The organism is Candidatus Symbiothrix dinenymphae (assembly GCF_001431085.1).
On record NZ_BBRU01000142.1, the window covers coordinates 1 to 776 of the forward strand.

Annotated in this window: 1 protein-coding gene; it reads right to left on the reverse strand. The window is 51.7% G+C overall.

Annotated features, from left to right (window positions below; translation table 11 throughout):
• Positions 1-770: glycoside hydrolase family 97 N-terminal domain-containing protein (locus tag ASC50_RS02195; RefSeq protein WP_226995339.1), on the reverse strand; the 770-nt coding region annotated here is incomplete at its 3' end.
• Between the last annotated feature and the right edge of the window lie 6 nt (positions 771-776).

The following is a 776-nucleotide window of genomic DNA, read 5'->3' on the forward strand; positions in this document are numbered from 1 at the left end:
CCTTCCCGCGTGAGCATGTTCGGGTAAGTGCGGATGATGCCGTCGGGTTTGTAGGCACCGTGAAAATCAACCAATAAGTGGTTATCCGCAGCACAACGGATGATGTCGGCTTCCGACCTGTTGAACTGTCCGTACCATTGCCAATCCACCAGCATATAGGGCCAACCCATTTCGGAAGCAAAGTCGATATATTCTTTGATGACCGGCATCTCCATTTTCACGTTGCCACTCCACCAGTTGTCCCACGCACTCATTCCCGGTTTAATCCAGGACGGGTCTGCGATAGCGCAGGGCGGATTCAGGTTTTGAATGATTTCCGATTCAATCAGCGTTCCGGGCGTGTTGCCAATCATGATAACGCGCCAGGGTGTTTGGGCATCGTCCGCAAAACGGACTTTCACGCCCTGTTCTTCTTCGCCGGGCAGAGGCACTAACTTGGTCGTCAGTTGGTTTTTCTGCCCGTTTGTACCGAGATAAAACGCTGCGAAATTATCAATTTCCGCTTCGGTGATAGCCACCCAGCAGTCGTCGGCATATTTCATCAGAAACGGCAGCCCGGCAATGGTTTTGTCCGATACCGCATCCAATTTCTTTTCCATAAATTCGGCTTCATTGGGAGTGGCGTATCCACCGTATTCCACTACCCAGGCATCCGGATTTCCGGGAATAGCGAAGGTGGTCAATTCCTTGGTTAACTGGCGATTGCCGATGCGTTCGCTGCGATACAGTTTGTACCGGAAAGCCACGCCATCGTCATATACGCGGAACACAATGTC